We start from the raw sequence: 16,417 nt of genomic DNA, 5'->3' as shown, positions 1-16,417 counted from the left end.
ACATTCTTTGCTTCACAGCATCTTGCATTTGTTGATTCCAATGTGATCTTTGTGATTTATGCAAAATGCTCTTTTGAGAAAAGCTTGTGTATCTTGTCATATTATACATGATTGCCTGCCAGGTTTTCACCTTTTCGACAAAATTGTAAGCGTGACGCAAAATGTGCAAATGTTTATTTTTGTGGCTTGATCGGGTACAAACGACTGGATTGTTCGAATATTTCACCAGGCTCAAGACCAATAAGACCGATCTCTTCAGCAGGTAAGCCCTGTACATTCGGAGCATTAACCAGGTTCATCTGTGGTTCAGGACAGAAGAAGTCGCCCGCCATGTTGTTGTTCCAGATCATCCAATGCTTGTAGGAAGTCCCTACATCATACACCAGCTTGTCGCCGGTACGATGATCAGTCAGTTCCATATAGTTACGCCCATTCTGAGGTTCTGCCGTGTAGTGATTATCCATGGCTGCAAAAAACGGACTGACACCTTCACCTTTTAACTGTTCTTCTTCCGGTGTAAGCGGTTGAAATTGTCCCGTAGGCAAGGAACGTTCATTCAACTCCCGGCGTTGTCCAATGGTTGCTTTGGCCGTATAATCGGATGCTTGGCTTTCCGGTGCAAATGGAACGCTGATTGCTGTATGGAATGCAAACAGATTCGGCATACGTTCCTGACCATTATTGCGAACATTCAATTGCTGTTGAAGTCCAAGGTTGCTTAGCGAATAACGAAGCGTCACAGTAAATGTGAATGGCAGGTATTGATGGAACACATGTCCTTCCTTGACTTCCTGGCTAAGTACGACATAACTCTCCAGCTTATCAGATCCATAACCCTCAACCTTCCACTCAACATTGTGCAAGAACCCATGCAAATGGTTGCCTGTAGCTGGTTCATTTATAGGCAATTGATAGACTTTGCCATCCCAGGGAAAACGACCATCCTCATAGCGATTTGGTGGAGAAAGAATCGGAATTCCATATACGGCAGGAGCAGCCATAAAATCGTCCATATGCTCCTGATCTGGCTCCCGCAAATAGCGGAATCCCCGCTCTGTATCGCGGAAAGCGACAAGGTTGGCACCCACGCTTGGAATGACAGCCGCTTCAAACTGATCAAAGTGAAGCCAGACAGCGGGTATACCTCCAAATTGTTCTTCAAAAGCTGCATTTTGCTGTGTCATCGTTATATGTACCTCCTGCATACTAAGGTTATATTATACGGCTCGACTATATCATGCCCATGCACAAAATACCAATCTATGATAGAGAACAAATTCATGATGGAAAGACAAAAAAGACAGCCACGGAGCTACGCAGCTGTCTCTACAGGCACATGATACCGCAAAAAACCATTCCGTAATTCCTTGAAATGTATTCATAACTTCGGCTCATTCAGTCCACATATTTGCCATGATCCGGAACGGAAGTTTCTTCGAAATCCAGATCGAGTTGCTTCAGCGAATCCCTCAACATATCGCCGGTTAAGGTATGTCCATGCCCTGTAACAGCAACCTTCGGCTGCAATTGGCGAATATGATGTACGGATTGATGAGCCGCCTTCCAATCTGTCGTGAAGTATGCGGGCGGACCGTGTAACTGTTTGTCCTGAAGCAGCACATTCCAGAGCGATTCCTGTTTTACCGTGACAATCGCGTCTCCGGCAATCAGGATACGATCTTCTTCACGAAATAGTGAAACATGTCCCGGCGTGTGACCAGGGGTGTGAATCCATCTCCAAGCCGAAACTCCCGGAATGGAATGGTCATCCGGCAGACTGAATATCCGATCATCCAGATTAATGGCTTCATTGGGATACGTGAATGACAACCGTGCCATCAAACCACCACCTACGGAAGGGTCCGCTGGAGGGTAATCCTTCGCACCTGTCAAATAAGGCAGTTCCAGCGAGTGTGCATACACCGGGACACCCCAGAATTGTTCCAATTCGATGACGGTCCCTACATGATCAAAATGACCATGTGTCAAAATAATAGCAGACGGAGGACCAGGAAATCGTTCAGATGCAACATGAAGGATCTGATCGGTGAAACTCGCTACTCCTGTATCCACGAGCACCCAGTTCCGGCTTCCCGGCTCACCGATAAACACAACATTAACGAACAGTGTACGCAGACTGAGGATATCGTGCGCGACTTCTTCGAGTCCCGTCATCCCTGCTGTAATCAGATTGTCAGATGCCATTCACGGTTACCTCCCATTCAGGCGGATTGTCTCTCTGGTTCCATTCATCTGTCATAGACTTCCCTTTTCTGGAGCATCTATTCCTTACTTCCAATAAAATAGACGATGTACACCCTGTTTCAGGCATACACCGTCTAGTATAATCAGCTACATTCCATATTAGAACAAGAACATCTCGGACAAATTACGCCGGGTAAGCATCCAGTGCTGCATCAAGCAACTGATTGTACATATCGTCGTCGTTTTCCAGCAGTTGGTCCATGCGCAGCAATTCCTCTTCATCACCGGACTGTTCGGTGAAATGCAGACTATAATCCCAATCCTTGCCGTTCTTGCTCATGAACGTAATCTCATATACTGACTTTTCGCCTTCTGCACGAAAAACGGTATTACCCACATAATTTTTTTCGTCTTCACGACGCATCTCTGCACGAATAATCTCAATATTCACACTCGTTCTCTCCTTTAATCTCTCATCTGTTGCGGGTCTCCACAATTTATGGTAAACCTAGTTTGGTAATTATTATTGGTTAATTGTACAATATATATCGTAGCAACGTATACCTTATTCAATGAGGGAACAATACTGACTCCTTACATACCTGTAATGAGGACTATAATAACAAACAGCTACGATATTATACCAAACGGGAGGAAAAAATAGCATGAACAATTTCGAAACGAATTTACAACAATATGCCGAACTGGCTGTCAAAGTCGGTGTCAATGTCCATCCTGGGCAGACTCTCGTCGTGAACGCACCAATCTCGGCAGCACATTTTGTGCGCCTGATTGTCAAAGCCGCTTATGGCACAGGTGCCAAGCTGGTCAAAGTAAACTGGAGTGATGAAGTCATCACACGTCTTCACTATGATCTCGCACCAGAGGAATCCTTCTCCATTGAACCAAAATGGTTTGCAGGTGAAATGACTGAACTCGTAGAAGAAGGTGCCGCCATTCTGCACGTTATTGCAGAAAATCCGGACCTGCTTGCGGGTGTTCCTCAGGAACGGATCGTGACGAGTCAGAAAGTTCGCGGTAAAGCAATGGAGAAATATCGCTCCTATCAAATGGCAGACAAATTTAGTTGGTCCATTGTAGCAGTTCCCTCTCCTGAATGGGCAGCCAAAGTATTCCCTGATCTTCCGGCAGAGCAGCAAATCGATAAATTGTGGGATGTTATATTCAAAACCGTTCGCATTGGTGAGCAGGATGCTGTCGCAGAATGGAAAACGCATTTGCTGAATCTCGATTCCCGCGCCGATCTGCTCAACGAAAAAAAATACAAAAAGCTTCACTATACTGCCCCTGGCACAGACCTTACGATTGAGCTTCCCGAAGGACATCTGTGGGTGTCCGGTGGCAGCATCAATGAACAAGGACATGTCTTCGTTGCCAATATGCCTACAGAGGAAGTGTTCACCGCTCCACTCAAAACCGGAGTTAACGGCACTGTGCGTAGCACGAAACCACTGAGCTATGGCGGAAACCTGATTGACGGTTTCTCCCTGACTTTCGAAAATGGTCGGATCGTAGACTATACTGCTGATCAAGGACTCGATACACTGAAAAGCCTGATCGAAATGGATGAAGGCGCACATTATCTGGGTGAGGTAGCTCTCGTTCCACATCAATCGCCAATTTCCGATACGAATATTTTGTTCTACAACACCCTCTTTGATGAAAATGCATCCAACCATCTGGCGATCGGTAACGCCTATGCCTTCTGTCTGGAAGGTGGCAAAACGATGTCCAAGGATGAATTGATCAGCCATGGCATGAACTCCAGTCTCACTCATGTGGATTTCATGATTGGATCAGGAGAAATGAACATTCACGGTGTCACTTCCGAAGGCAGCGAAGAACCGATCTTCCTGCAAGGAAACTGGGCTTTCTAATTTAAACGATGTAAATGAGAGAGAGGGTCACTCCTCTCTTTTCCTGCGTAAGCGGGGCATTCATGATATGGAGGAACACGATATGTTGAGTTTTGAACAAAAACTGGATCATTATGCTGAACTGGCCGTAAAAGTTGGAGCCAACGTTCAGCCCGGACAAATCTTCGTCATCAGCGCCATGATTGATACAGCTGAATTCGTGCGTTTGTTGGTGCGCAAAGGCTACGAGGCCGGAGCTAAGAAAGTCATCGTCAAACACGGGGACGAGACTGTCAATCGATTGCGTTTTGAAATGGCGCCTGAGGATTCCTTCCAGGACCCACCGAAATGGCATGCTGCTGAACTTGAGGAGCTGGCAGCGAACAATGCTGCATTCTTGACCGTATTGTCCTCCAGCCCGGACCTATTGAAAGGCATCGATCCTGAACGCATTTCCACCCATCAGCGTACATACGGTCAGGCGATGTCCAAATATCGTCAATATCAGCAGGCCGACAAAATGAGCTGGACAGGAGTAGCCTGTCCTTCACCGGATTGGGCTGCGAAAGTGTTTCCCGACCTTTCACCTGCCGAGCAGATGAAACAGCTCTGGGAAGCCATTTTTGCTGCTGTAAGAGCCGATCTGGATGATCCTGTAGCGGCTTGGGAGCAGCATATTGAGCGTTTAGAGCACAAAGCAGTTGCCCTGAACAGCAAAAAATATAAAGCTTTGCATTTTGTATCACCTGGAACAGACCTTACCGTTGAGCTTCCTGAAGGACATATCTGGGCGCAGGCGGGAAGCATTAACGAACAAGGTACCCACTTTGTTGCCAACATTCCGACAGAGGAAGTATTCACTGCCCCAGCCAAATACGGAGTGAGCGGTAAAGTGACCAGTACCAAACCACTCAGTTATGGCGGAAGTATCATTGATCGCTTCTCCCTAACATTTGAGAAGGGGCGCATCATTGATTTTCATGCCGAAGTAGGGCAAGATACACTCGAACGGCTCATTAACATGGATGAAGGGTCCCATTACCTCGGTGAGGTTGCTTTGGTGCCTTTCCATTCACCAATCTCGGAAAGCGGTATTCTCTATTACACAACGTTATATGATGAGAATGCTTCATGTCACCTCGCGATCGGCAGTTCCTATGCCTTCAATATCGATGGTGGCAAAACCATGTCAACCGAGGAACTTGCAGCTCGCGGCATGAACTCCAGCATTACTCATGTGGACTTCATGATGGGTTCGCCGGAAACGAACATTTACGGCGTGACAGCGAATGGCGAGCGTGAAGCCATCTTCCTAAAAGGCGACTGGGCTTTCTGAAACGAGTTGAATCTGATAATCCCAATAATTATTAAACATCATTTAGAGGCTGCCTTACTGACCATCATTTTTAGAGGTTAGTAAGGCGGCCTTTCTCTAATTTAGAATCTACTTCCCTTCTTCTGTCGGACTAACCTCCCATTGTATCGCTTCCATATAATGTTGTAAAATGAAATGATACCAATGTTTGTGGATTGTTCACCAGAAAGGAGAACATCATGGCCAATCGGCTCCAATTACTTTTAGCCTCGGATTTCCATAATTTGGGCCCGCAACTTCAAGAAGAAGTGTACTACGAATACTATAATATGGTACATGGTCTCATCGTTTACATCATCAAAGAACGTGCAGCAGCAGAAGATATTATCCAGGAAGCTTTTATCAAAATCATTAAAAACAAACCTCTCTTCGACAACGAGGTCAAACTGAAAGCCTGGCTGAAGGTAGTCACACGGAATACCGCCATTAATTATCTGAGAAAAAATAAAAATAACCGTAACCAACTGGATACGGATAGTGTTTTTATAGATATGGAGACAATGAATCAGACGGCAGCTTCCGTGGAGAGCACAGTGGAGACACAAATGATGCAGGAATCCATCGAGTTCTACCTGGAACAGCTTAAACCGGAATATCGTGTTCTCGTAGAGCTGCGCTGGAAAGAGGGTCTTTCCTATCGGGAAATGGCCGATCTGCTTGATACATCTGAAGAAATTGTGAAGCAACGTTTGTTCAGAGCCCGCGGAAGTATCAAGAAAAAATTACATAAGGAATGGGGTGGAAGTATTGAGCAAAGGCAAGTCCGATAAGCATATTGATTCATTCGATTCAGAGCTAGAAGACGATTTTTTCGATGCCGCGTTTGATATGGCTTTTGACGAAGCCTTCCATCAGGCTGTATCTGCTCCCCTAGATCCAAATAACACAAATTTCCAAATTATGCATGAGTCCTGGCTTAAAGTTGAATATGAAATTAATAAGATTAACGCACGCAAAAAAAGAAGGCGGACCTTGCGGCTTTCTTTCGTTATCGCCGCTTCAGTCGCCTTAGGTGCAGTTTTATTCAGTGTTCCTACGAACACACAGGCAGTGTCCCCTTTTGTGCAAACGATCAAGGATTGGGGTAATGGAATGAAATCCATTATTATTAAAGACCGTACAAACGAAATAGTTGGATTGGATCCTTTAGCAGCAAAGACGTCTGCACCACCTGAGCCTGGTAGCGAGGACGCTCCTCAAATTTCTACTGAAAATTATGATGACAATCCCTATGAATTCGATATAGATTCAACACAAATTTTGGTTCCTGTTGAAGTAACTGAGGAAGAAGCACGCTCGGGGTTTATTGGTGACTTTCTACTTTCAAATGTAATCCCCGAGCGATTTACCGACATCAAGTTCGAGCTGATGCTTGATGCAGAGTTGCCGCTCCCTATAGACAGTAATATTAAATCAACCCATATGCGAGTACTCTACACTGGTAAAATCAAAGATAGACAAGAAGAAATATTACAATTTGATTATGCCTGGATCCATCCTGGTGAAGTAGTTGAAGGTCCTTTACTTCGAGAGACAAGTTTCGTTAAACTGGGCGATGGTAGCGAGGCGTTTATGTCAATTGGCCCTCGCTATAACACTTTTCAATGGATGATGGGTTCAACCAACGTCAGCTTGTTCGGTACTCTCAGCGAAGAAGAGATGTTATCCATTGCCAATAACCTTCAGAATCAAAGGTTTCCTTGGAACAGTCATTAAAGTTGACTAGAATAGCACATTTGATGATGTATGTGTGCTTGTTTCAGTTTTTGAGCCATTATTTACGCTGTGAATGCTCACCACACGATAATAGTAACCAGTTATAACTGTCCAGCTGGAGCTTGCATTCAATGCCGAAACATTATTTTGCGTGACAGAATTCGATTGATAGTTGACCCATGCGGATCCTGTCCATCGTTGGAGACTATACTGTACCGTTATACTGTTCATTTTGGTGTAAGTTGTTGTCGTTGTATTCACCAATGCAGTAAGTCCTCCTACAGGAATAACATTGCCACTTGCTTGATAAATGTTCTCGAATTGAGCCAAGCTCTGAATGCTTTGGCTCTCCGGTGGTGGTGCGGTCAAGGCTACGGGTTTAACACTCGAAATATCTGGAGTAGCTTCGACTTTTCCATCAGGTATTGCGAAGATCATAGGTAAAGTTAATGCGGCTGCTAATGTCACCTTTAAGACGGGCTTCAAACTCTTTTTCATCATTTAGTTCATTCCTCCAATTTCATATTATGGATATTCATAGGTGTTTACGCAATATGAAACTATGTGGTTTCAAAAAAATTCCTTTTTAAAATAGTACAGTAGAGTTATGGAGATGTTTGCATAAAAGCTATAGTCAAATCAATTACCCGGGTACGTAAAATGCCAAATAAAAAAAGGTTTTGAAGTTGCGTATACATCAATCCAAATAAATACACCGTCATTTTATGCCGACCTCATCATTCATGCTCCATCTTCGCAATAACGATGTTCAGACCAAATGACAGGCTACAAAATGATCCGCTCCAACGTTCCGATACGCTGGAGTTTGCTGCTTGCAGATATCTTCTGCCCATGGACAACGGGTATGGAACTTGCAGCCAGTTGGCGGATTCACTGGACTTGGGATATCCCCTTTAAGCACAATTCGTTCCCGTTTCAATTTGGGAATTGGTACGGGTACGGCAGACAGCAAGGCTTTCGTATACGGATGCAGTGGATTGCCGAACAACTCGTCTCTGGAAGCCGTCTCGACCATGGAACCCAGATACATTACGCCAATACGGTCACACAGATGCTCCACCACACTCAGATCATGCGAAATAAACAAATAAGCAAGGCCACGCTCTTGCTGAAGCCGTCTGAACAGGTTGATAATCTGAGCCTGAATAGACACGTCCAATGCAGATACCGGTTCATCTGCGATAATCAGCTTTGGATTTAAGATCAAAGCTCGTGCAATCCCAATCCGCTGTCGCTGTCCACCAGAGAACTCATGGGGAAAACGATCAATATGGTAGGATGACAATCCGCAGGCCCCGAGCACCTCCTTGACGAGATCACGCACCTCGCTTGCGGTCGCCAATCCGTGATCCAGTACAGCCTCCCCGATCGCATCACCAATACGTATGCGCGGATTCAGTGAACTGTAGGGGTCCTGGAAAATAAGTTGAAGCTGTGGACGGATCTTCCGCACTTCCTGCATAGACAAATGATGCAAGTCTACACCTTGAAAACGGATCTGTCCTTCTGTTTTCTCTGTTAAGCGTACGATGGTTCTTCCAACGGTGCTCTTGCCGCTGCCGGATTCACCCACTAATCCAAATGACTCGCCTTCATGGATCGTGATGCTGATATCATCGACCGCTTTTACATGGGCTACTGTACGATTCAATAAGCCTTTACGCACTGGAAAATAGGTTTTAAGATGTTCGATTTCCAATAAAGGTTCAGACATGACTTAATGCCTCCTCATACAGCCAGCATGCAGCCTTCTGTCCAGGTCCAAGCTGCTTGAGCATCGGCATTTGTGTGGTGCATATCGACATACAGTGCTCACACCGATCAGCAAAATGACAGGAATCTTTCAAGGATAGTGGATCAGGTACATGTCCGGGTATCGAATACAATTCATCCTGCCGTTGATTGATAATTGGCTTGGACCGAAGCAATCCCTGAGTATATGGATGTTTGGGAGACTCAAACAATTGCACAACTTCCCCCTCTTCCACCACTTTGCCTGCATACATCACAACAACATAATCCGCCATTTCGGCTACAACTCCAAGGTCATGTGTGATCATCAGAATGGAGGTTCCTGACTGGGATTTGATGTGCTGCAACATATCCAGTATCTGCGCTTGAATGGTCACATCCAGTGCGGTGGTTGGTTCATCCGCAATTAACAGTTTCGGGTTACATGAGATGGCAATGGCAATCATAATGCGCTGCAGCATGCCCCCACTCAGCTCATGCGGATAGCTGTTCGCAATCTGTTCCGGGCGTGAAATACCAACTTCGGCGATCAGTTCAATTGCTCGTGCGCGAGCCTGCTTTTTACTCATTTTCAAGTGTACAATCAGCGGCTCCATCAATTGCTCACCGATTTTCAGCACGGGGTTTAACGAGGACATCGGTTCCTGGAAAATCATAGAGATGTCATTGCCCCGGATGGCACGCAGCGAGGATTTACTTTCACGGAGCAGATCCCGTCCATCAAAACGAATCGCACCGCCTACCACCTTGCCTGCTGGTTCCTCGATCAAGCCCATAATCGACATGGCAGTTACACTTTTACCGCAGCCTGATTCACCAACGATACACACCGTCTCCCCTTCACGTACATTCAGGCTTACGCCGTCAACGGCTTTGACACTGCCCTCTTCCGAGTAAAAATGAGTTTCAAGTTGTTCAATTTCAATCATATTTTGCATGAGGCGTGCTCACCTTCTCTTCTGTTTGGGATCTAATACGTCTCGAAGACCATCACCAAAAATGTTAATGGCAATAACGGTCACGAAAATGGACAGCCCTGGCGGAATCCATAGCCAAGGATGCTGCTGAAAATCAATCATGTTGTTGGCCGCATCGATCATATTGCCCCATGTAGGCGTTGGCGGCATGACACCGAGTCCAAAAAAGCTGAGTACCGACTCGCTGAGAATGGACCCTCCGATATTCAGAGTCGCCATGACGATGAGAAGCGGTACGATATTGGGCAGAAGATGGTGAAACAATTTACGACGGTCACGTAACCCAAGAACAACAGCAGCTTGCATGAATTCACGCTCCCGCAAGCTTAACATCTGTCCACGTACCATCCGGGCCATACCGGGCCAGTTGACAAAGCTGAGCATCAGCATGACGATATACATTCTGGAATCCGGCGGAACTTTCCAATCCGATAACAACGCGCCGAAAATGAACAGCAGCGGCAGTCCCGGGATCGTAAGCAGCAAGTCGGCAATCCTCATAATGACCTGATCAACAATGCCTCGATAATATCCGGCAATAGCTCCAAGCAAGGAGCCAATAAATACGGATAGAACCATGGAAGCTAAACCAACGGTGAGCGAGATACGACCAGCCATTAACACACGGGTAAGCACATCCCTGCCTAACGCATCCGTACCAAGCCAGTGATGAATGCCTGGACCTTGTTTCATCGCTGCCATATTAATCTTGTTATTGGTGTAAGGTGAGAATAGCGGTCCAATAAAGCAGGCTACAAACATCAACAAAACCACGATGAATCCGCCAACGGCAAGTTTGTTTTTGAGCAGTCTTCGGAGCGATAATCTCCATAAAGAAGATTTGGCCGGAACCTTTATAGGTGAGGCAGCTTCTGCGGCACTTCTCGTTACAGACGATGAAGAGATTGTCATTTTCATATCCCCCTTATTGCAAGCGGACACGCGGATCTGCGATGTGATAGAGCACATCAGACAGCAGCGTTCCAATGACAGTCAGGATGGCGATAAACATTGTGAAGCCCATCAGCAGCGGGTAATCCCGCAACGAGAAGGATTGCATATATAACTGACCGATACCGGGCCAGCTGAATATTTTCTCAATAATCAGTGAACCGCCGAACAAGGAAGGCAGCTCGAAGCCAATCAATGTTATCGCGGGTAAAAGAGCATTACGTAAAGCATGAGTATATAACACTTTGCTTTCTTTTAACCCTTTGGCTCGTGCTGTTCGAATATAATCCTGCTTGATCACATCAATCATGTTGCTGCGGAAATAACGGGTAAGCGAGCCTACTCCGAGCAGGGTCATAACAATTACAGGCAAGGTCATATGCTGAATCACCTCTTTGACATATGCCAGACCGGTAGCATTACTTCCAGTGGTCATCATGCCGCCCGGTGGCAACCATTTTAAGTCAACCGCCAGCAGTTTAATCAAAAACAATCCGATAAAAAAGGATGGCACGGACATGGCTGCAAATATGCCTATCATCACGAAAGTATCGAACCACGAGTACTGCTTGTAGGCGGCAATCACACCGATAATAACCGCAATGAACCAGGTCAGAAACGTGGTCACGGCAGCCAGCAGGAATGAATTCCAGATATATTCGTTGAACAGCGCGAGCACGGGCTTCTGCTGGGCCAATGAATATCCAAAATCCCCGTGTACAGCATTTTTCATCCAGATCAGATACCGCTCGATAACGGACTTGTCCAGCCCGTACAATTCGCGCAGCTCGGCCTTGCGCTCAGGACTCAGTTTAATGTTGCTGGAGATATAGTCTCCAGGAGTAAGTGCATATAAGCTGAAAATCAGAACGGAAGCGGCCAGCAAAATAAGAACCATATATGTCATCCGTTTCACAATGTAAGTGCTCATATCAGGCTCCTTATCAATGCATCCCTTGCATCTGCGACATCGCAAACGCAAGGGACGTTTGTTTATTTCGGTATATATTTTAGGATTTAAGCCACCACTTATTTCAGAGACCATTCCGGCACACTGGTTGCAATCCCTCGGTATGGACTGACTGAGAGCCCATCGATCCGCCCGTTATAGGCGTAGACTGTTTTTTTGTAACTGGTGAAAATGACAGGCAGCTCATCATTGAGCAACTGGTACAGCTCTTTGTATACTGCCTTGCGTTCCTCAATGTCTGTCGTAGCCAGGCCTTTGTTGTAAAGCTCTTTCACTTTGGGATTGTCGTACCCTTTCAGCTCACCATCCACAAATTGCAGTACCCCGTCCGCAGGATCCGTTAGCATCGGTGTGGAGAAGGAAGCCATGTCGTAATCGCCGCTCTCCACTTTGGAGACAAGCGAGTTGAAATCAGCGAAGACTTCAGGCTGGAACTGTACGCCAATTGCTTCAAAGTTTTCTTTGGCTACAGCAATGAAGATATCCGTGGCGGGACTTTTCGTTCCGAGGAAATGCAGGGACAACTTCTTCCCGTTTTTCTCACGGATGCCATCCGCTCCAGGTACCCAGCCTGCGTCGTTCAGCAATTGATTGGCTTTGTCTGGATCATAGGCGTATGGATTAATGCCTTCTTCCGTATATGACCAGGAAATAGGTGAAGTCGGAATGTTGGCAACAGCGCCTGCCCCTTGGTTGGCGTCCACATAGATGGACTGACGATCCAGGCCATAGGTGATGGCTTGCCGTACTTCTTTTTCCTGAAGCTGTTCATGCTCCAGATTGAGCTGTAAATATCCGTATGTACTTGGTGTGTAAGGCAGTAGGTTGAGGTATGGGATGTTTTTCAGCTTATCAATATTCTCCTGGGTAGCCGTGAACGAAGTGAAGTCGATCTCTCCGGTCTCAATAAACTGCCAGGTGTCTCCTTCCGATGTTTTATATATGAAGTGCTCAGTTTTCGGTTTGCCCTTGTAGTAGAATTCGTTGGCAACAAATCGTACTTCCTGACCCGGAATAAATTTTTCGAGTTTGTAAGGGCCATTGCCTACAGGTGTTGCATGAAGATTTTTAATGTATTCAAGCTTTCCGAATTGATAGTCTTTGCCGTAGTAGGCTTTGGACAACACCTCTGAGCCCAATGTAAGCAGAGCAGTTGCGTTTGGCTGTTCCAGTGTGACCGAGATCGTTAACGGATCAATGACCTTAATACCCTCGATGTGATCTGCCTTTCCTTCGGTATATGCTTTGCCTCCTTTCACCTTGGTGGAGAAAATATCGAATCCACCGTCATATGACTTGTCATGCAGAATGGTCCATGTAAAAGCCACATCATCTGCGGTGAGCGTGGAGCCGTCACTGAACTTGGAATCTTTTTTTAGATGAAACGTGTATGTACGCTGATCGTCGGACACATCCCAGCTTTCAGCGAGATCAGGAACAGGTAAACCTTTCTCATCTACGGTTACAAGTGAAGCAAATAGCAATGAAGCCACGTTGCCATCATATCCACTTTGATGGAAGTATGGTGTGAAAGCCCCGCTGGGATCCGTAAGTCCCACAATCACCGTATCCGTTCGTTTTTTTGCCGTCTCAGGTAATTGATTCAGGTCTGTTGCCTGATATGGTGCATCCAGTGCTGCTGAAACCGGAGTCGCTTGAGTGCCCGAATTTGTTGTTCCGCTTCCAGCAGTAGTGGTCTCTGCTTCCCCACCTCCAGCACATGCCGATAACACAATTGCGCTGCTGATGATTAACGATGCCACGGATAAACCTTTCACTCTCATAAAATCCTCCCCAATTCATAAATGATCCATATTTTTCTCGCTCAGCCGTTCCTAATTCCCGAAATAATCCAGAATATATATAATTCCTATGGAATTAGTAAGGTATAAGTTCGATAAGCCCTATTATAAGAACTGCGTTTGGTTCTGTAAATAGAGAACCACAAAAAAATATTTATATTAAACCCATTAATATCCACTTTAAAGCGCTAAAATAGCCGTATGTTTTGCGCGGATTTCCTGAATAAATTTCAGTTCGGCCACAACAAACATACGGCTGTATCGAAGGTATACTTTTTTTCTAAAAACCACATTTTGATAAACGTTATTGCTCCAAATAATTCATGACATTCGGTAAAATTTGCTCGAGCGCATGAAGACGAAGTGAATACTCAACCAGGCTCTCTCCTTCAAAATGAGCATAGACCAACCCTGCCCCACGAAGCTTGGATAGATGGTCATGAGTAATTCCTTTGGAGAGCTTCAAGTGACGAACAATTTCTATAAATGAACGTGGTCCCTGATGCAGAAAACGCATGATTTTCAGTCTGTTCTTCTCTCCCAAGCTGCGGATTACACGCAAATGATGGGTCGGAATATACTCATGATCTCCCATATACAATCTGGAGGAATAATGGCACAGCAGCGTATCCCCAAAATGCAGGATGACATTTAGCGGCTGAAAATGAAATTGTGGCACAAGCAGCAGTCTATCCAGCCCCTTCATGTCCCGGAACATCAACCCGTTGGTCGCATCGTCGAGTACCTCTTCCTGGGGAGATTGATTTAACTGTTCCTTACGGTTCAGAACCTCTTGGCGCAGATGTTGTAGGATTACGGGATCCAATAAGCGAAAATATTGCTCGTTCCACCCGGTTAAGACATAGGTCATCTTGGTCTGAAAGGCAGCGATATCATCCGTATACGGGAAACTGTACCGGGCAAAAATGTCACGAAGCTCAGGCACTGTTCGTTGGCTGAACCATTCAATAAAATCCTCCGGTTCCTCAGCCTCCATTCGCAAACAGACAAGCAAATACATCCATTTCCAATCATCATCCACGTTCATATTTTGCAAAACAGCAGCAAGCTCAGGGGTTAGCTGCTCTTCTGTACCTTGCGCCCAAGCTATGGATAAATCAATCTTTTTATGTGATTTCCGGCAAATATATGTATGCAAACTGGCCATGAATTCAAATACGGGCGTAAATCCCACCTCAATGCGATAGCTCAATCTCAACCTCTCCTATCTTGCAAAGTTGTTCCATTATACCCTGTTTGCAGCCGTGCATGCTACGATTATAGAATAGACAAAAGCCGCACAGTGAAATCATCCACCGCACGGCTTCTCTATAGACCGGAATCTCCTGTCTCCAAAAATAATACTTTGGATTAGGCGCCTTCGCCTTCAACCATCAGATCCAGCTTAATCACATTCACACGGGAAATCCGCTTATGTTCGGTCTCCTGAATAACAAAGACATATCCACCATACTCTACCGATTGCCCCACTTCTGGTGGGATGGCCTCTACTCTGGAGTATAACCAGCCGCCAATCGTATCATAGTCCGCCCGGTCCATATCCAGACCAAAGCGCTCACTAACCTCTTCAATCAGCATGAGGCCGTCAATGGAGTATTCCATCTCATCCACTTTCTCAATCGCCGGACGCTCTTGGTCAAATTCGTCCTGAATCTCGCCTACGATCTCTTCCATGATGTCTTCAAGCGTTACAAGGCCGGAGGTTCCTCCGTACTCATCAATCAGGATCGCAATCTGTGTCTTGCTGCGCTGCATCCGCTTGAGCAGGTCACTGATCGGGGTAGAATCGGGTACGGCGAGAATCGGCCGAATCACCGAGATGGTATCTGTAAGCTGAGATCGCATCAGGTCTTTAATGTGAATAAAACCGATAATATGGTCTTTGTCACCGTTATAAACCGGATAACGGGTACGCATGCTTTCACTGGCAATTTCCAGATTCTCCAGCATGGACTGATTGGCATTCAGGCAGATCATTTCCGTCCGCGGAATCATAATTTCACGGGCGGTTGTTGCCGTAAAATCAAATATATTATCAACAAGCGCCAATTCAGTATTGTCAATTAAACCGCTCTTATTGCTTTCTTTCATCAGAATGCGTATTTCATCTTCACTATGCGCCGAGTCATGCTCCGAGGCCGGTGCCATGCGAAATACTCTCAGCAGGCTGTTCGCCATACCATTCAATGCCCATATGAAGGGATACATTAATTTGTAAAAGAACGTAAGCAGCGCCGCAGACCATAACGTGATCGTCTCTGATTTGCGGATAGCCATCGTCTTGGGAGCAAGTTCCCCGAGTACAATATGCAAAATCGTAATAATAACAAAAGCAATCGCAATGGAGATGCCGTGTACGTATACCGGACCCAGTCCAAATGCAGTAAACATGGGCTCTAACAGGTGAGCAATCGCTGGCTCTCCCAGCCACCCGAGTCCAAGTGAAGCAAGCGTTATACCCAATTGGCACGCGGACAGATAAGCATCCAGGTTGCGTACAATATTGGAAGCATAAATCGCATTTTTATTACCTGTCTCCACCAAAGCTTCAATCCGGCTGCCACGAACTTTGACCATGGCAAATTCTGCCGAGACAAAGAAACCATTCATCAATACAAGCAAAGCAATTAAAAATAAATTTAATATACTCGGTAAGGGGTCACTCAAATTATCATCCTATTCGCCGTCATTCTTCGGCAAATAGGTCCACCTCCTTCGAAAATGTAGGATATTTGCCATTCTGCCGCTCA

At 45.7% G+C, this 16,417-nt stretch carries 15 protein-coding genes; 4 read left to right on the top strand and 11 right to left on the bottom strand.

Going from position 1 to position 16,417, the window contains the following annotated elements:
- Positions 1-173: 173 nt before the first annotated feature.
- From JNUCC31_RS32240 to JNUCC31_RS32230, 3 genes are all read right to left on the bottom strand, one after another.
- Complete coding sequence (locus JNUCC31_RS32240) at positions 174-1,184, bottom strand: aldose 1-epimerase (RefSeq protein ID WP_192267344.1); 1,011 nt, start codon at positions 1,182-1,184, stop codon at positions 174-176.
- 211 nt (positions 1,185-1,395) lie between these two features.
- Positions 1,396-2,205 (bottom strand): MBL fold metallo-hydrolase, encoded by an 810-nt coding sequence (locus JNUCC31_RS32235; protein ID WP_192267343.1) that lies wholly within the window; start codon positions 2,203-2,205, stop codon positions 1,396-1,398.
- Positions 2,206-2,389: 184 nt separating this feature from the next.
- Positions 2,390-2,656, bottom strand: coding sequence for a hypothetical protein (locus JNUCC31_RS32230; RefSeq protein ID WP_192267342.1), 267 nt, complete (start codon positions 2,654-2,656; stop codon positions 2,390-2,392).
- A gap of 214 nt (positions 2,657-2,870) precedes the next feature.
- On the opposite strand from JNUCC31_RS32230, the gene JNUCC31_RS32225 reads away from it, so the two are divergent.
- The 4 genes from JNUCC31_RS32225 (at position 2,871) to JNUCC31_RS32210 (ending at position 7,173) form a co-directional block, all read left to right on the top strand.
- Positions 2,871-4,103, top strand: coding sequence for an aminopeptidase (locus JNUCC31_RS32225; RefSeq protein WP_192267341.1), 1,233 nt, complete (start codon positions 2,871-2,873; stop codon positions 4,101-4,103).
- A gap of 82 nt (positions 4,104-4,185) precedes the next feature.
- Positions 4,186-5,418 (top strand): aminopeptidase, encoded by a 1,233-nt coding sequence (locus JNUCC31_RS32220; RefSeq protein WP_192267340.1) that lies wholly within the window; start codon positions 4,186-4,188, stop codon positions 5,416-5,418.
- Positions 5,419-5,636: 218 nt separating this feature from the next.
- Complete coding sequence (locus tag JNUCC31_RS32215; RefSeq protein ID WP_192267339.1) at positions 5,637-6,227, top strand: RNA polymerase sigma factor; 591 nt, start codon at positions 5,637-5,639, stop codon at positions 6,225-6,227.
- Positions 6,205-7,173, top strand: a complete 969-nt coding sequence (locus JNUCC31_RS32210) for a hypothetical protein (RefSeq protein ID WP_192267338.1) — start codon at positions 6,205-6,207, stop codon at positions 7,171-7,173. Before JNUCC31_RS32215 ends, JNUCC31_RS32210 begins: the two co-directional genes overlap by 23 nt.
- 6 nt (positions 7,174-7,179) lie before the next feature.
- On the opposite strand, the gene JNUCC31_RS32205 is transcribed toward JNUCC31_RS32210, so the two are convergent.
- The 8 genes from JNUCC31_RS32205 to JNUCC31_RS32170 all read right to left on the bottom strand — a co-directional run bounded on the left by JNUCC31_RS32205 (position 7,180) and on the right by JNUCC31_RS32170 (position 16,334).
- Positions 7,180-7,674, bottom strand: coding sequence for a hypothetical protein (locus JNUCC31_RS32205; RefSeq protein ID WP_192267337.1), 495 nt, complete (start codon positions 7,672-7,674; stop codon positions 7,180-7,182).
- 268 nt (positions 7,675-7,942) lie between these two features.
- Positions 7,943-8,908 (bottom strand): ABC transporter ATP-binding protein, encoded by a 966-nt coding sequence (locus tag JNUCC31_RS32200; RefSeq protein ID WP_192267336.1) that lies wholly within the window; start codon positions 8,906-8,908, stop codon positions 7,943-7,945.
- Entirely contained in the window at positions 8,901-9,884 is a 984-nt protein-coding gene (locus tag JNUCC31_RS32195; protein WP_192267335.1) for an ABC transporter ATP-binding protein, read from the bottom strand. The genes JNUCC31_RS32200 and JNUCC31_RS32195 overlap by 8 nt, the downstream gene beginning before the upstream one ends.
- 9 nt (positions 9,885-9,893) lie before the next feature.
- Positions 9,894-10,835, bottom strand: a complete 942-nt coding sequence (gene opp4C, locus JNUCC31_RS32190) for an oligopeptide ABC transporter permease (protein WP_192267334.1) — start codon at positions 10,833-10,835, stop codon at positions 9,894-9,896.
- Positions 10,836-10,848: 13 nt separating this feature from the next.
- On the bottom strand, positions 10,849-11,805 hold the full coding sequence (locus tag JNUCC31_RS32185) for an ABC transporter permease (protein ID WP_192267333.1): 957 nt from the start codon (positions 11,803-11,805) through the stop codon (positions 10,849-10,851).
- A gap of 98 nt (positions 11,806-11,903) precedes the next feature.
- Complete coding sequence (locus tag JNUCC31_RS32180; protein WP_192267332.1) at positions 11,904-13,628, bottom strand: ABC transporter substrate-binding protein; 1,725 nt, start codon at positions 13,626-13,628, stop codon at positions 11,904-11,906.
- A gap of 322 nt (positions 13,629-13,950) precedes the next feature.
- Positions 13,951-14,859: an ArsR/SmtB family transcription factor gene (locus JNUCC31_RS32175; RefSeq protein ID WP_228469360.1), complete on the bottom strand. Its 909-nt coding sequence runs from the start codon at positions 14,857-14,859 to the stop codon at positions 13,951-13,953.
- Positions 14,860-15,017: 158 nt separating this feature from the next.
- The gene (locus JNUCC31_RS32170; RefSeq protein WP_192267331.1) at positions 15,018-16,334 is read right to left on the bottom strand and encodes a hemolysin family protein; all 1,317 of its coding nucleotides are present in this window, start codon (positions 16,332-16,334) and stop codon (positions 15,018-15,020) included.
- Positions 16,335-16,417: the final 83 nt, after the last annotated feature.

Source organism: Paenibacillus sp. JNUCC-31 (assembly GCF_014844075.1).
In the GTDB taxonomy this organism is placed as follows: domain Bacteria; phylum Bacillota; class Bacilli; order Paenibacillales; family Paenibacillaceae; genus Paenibacillus.
This window is presented reverse-complemented; position numbering and strand designations above follow the sequence as displayed.

Bases quoted from the DNA above. Each gene is read 5' to 3' on its own strand.
- JNUCC31_RS32185 (WP_192267333.1), bottom strand. From the start codon at position 11,805: ATGAGCACTTACATTGTGAAACGGATGACATATATGGTTCTTATTTTG.
- JNUCC31_RS32235 (WP_192267343.1), bottom strand. From the start codon at position 2,205: ATGGCATCTGACAATCTGATTACAGCAGGGATGACGGGACTCGAAGAA.
- JNUCC31_RS32220 (WP_192267340.1), top strand. From the start codon at position 4,186: ATGTTGAGTTTTGAACAAAAACTGGATCATTATGCTGAACTGGCCGTA.
- JNUCC31_RS32205 (WP_192267337.1), bottom strand. From the start codon at position 7,674: ATGATGAAAAAGAGTTTGAAGCCCGTCTTAAAGGTGACATTAGCAGCC.
- JNUCC31_RS32200 (WP_192267336.1), bottom strand. From the start codon at position 8,908: ATGTCTGAACCTTTATTGGAAATCGAACATCTTAAAACCTATTTTCCA.
- JNUCC31_RS32225 (WP_192267341.1), top strand. From the start codon at position 2,871: ATGAACAATTTCGAAACGAATTTACAACAATATGCCGAACTGGCTGTC.
- JNUCC31_RS32195 (WP_192267335.1), bottom strand. From the start codon at position 9,884: ATGCAAAATATGATTGAAATTGAACAACTTGAAACTCATTTTTACTCG.
- opp4C (WP_192267334.1), bottom strand. From the start codon at position 10,835: ATGACAATCTCTTCATCGTCTGTAACGAGAAGTGCCGCAGAAGCTGCC.
- JNUCC31_RS32240 (WP_192267344.1), bottom strand. From the start codon at position 1,184: ATGACACAGCAAAATGCAGCTTTTGAAGAACAATTTGGAGGTATACCC.
- JNUCC31_RS32180 (WP_192267332.1), bottom strand. From the start codon at position 13,628: ATGAGAGTGAAAGGTTTATCCGTGGCATCGTTAATCATCAGCAGCGCA.
- JNUCC31_RS32215 (WP_192267339.1), top strand. From the start codon at position 5,637: ATGGCCAATCGGCTCCAATTACTTTTAGCCTCGGATTTCCATAATTTG.